Origin of the sequence: Salifodinibacter halophilus (genome assembly GCA_012999515.1) — a bacterium.
In the GTDB taxonomy this organism is placed as follows: Bacteria; Pseudomonadota; Gammaproteobacteria; order Nevskiales; family Salinisphaeraceae; genus Salifodinibacter; species Salifodinibacter halophilus.
Genome location: JABEEB010000621.1, coordinates 1 through 242 on the forward strand (window position 1 = coordinate 1; position 242 = coordinate 242).

Sequence of the window (242 nt, forward strand, 5' to 3'; positions counted from 1 at the left end):
GACCGCATTCCGCTCGGTCGCCACCGCGGTGCTCGACCGCAAGCGCCTGACCTTCGAATACCGCGCCCGCTCCACCGACGAGCGCACCCGCCGCAGCGTGTCGCCGCAGCGGCTGACGCACTATCGCGAAAACTGGTACCTCGATGCCTGGGACCACGAACGTGATGCGCTGCGCAGCTTCTCGGTCGACCGCATCAGCGCGGCCAAGGTCGGCGAGGACGCGGCGCGCGATGTCGCCGACG

1 protein-coding gene is annotated in these 242 nt (G+C 70.2%); it reads left to right on the forward strand.

The window, feature by feature from the left end; all coding sequences use genetic code 11:
• Nucleotides 1-242, forward strand: a 242-nt coding sequence (locus HKX41_13070; GenBank protein ID NNC25065.1) for a WYL domain-containing protein, incomplete at both ends; no start/stop codon positions are given.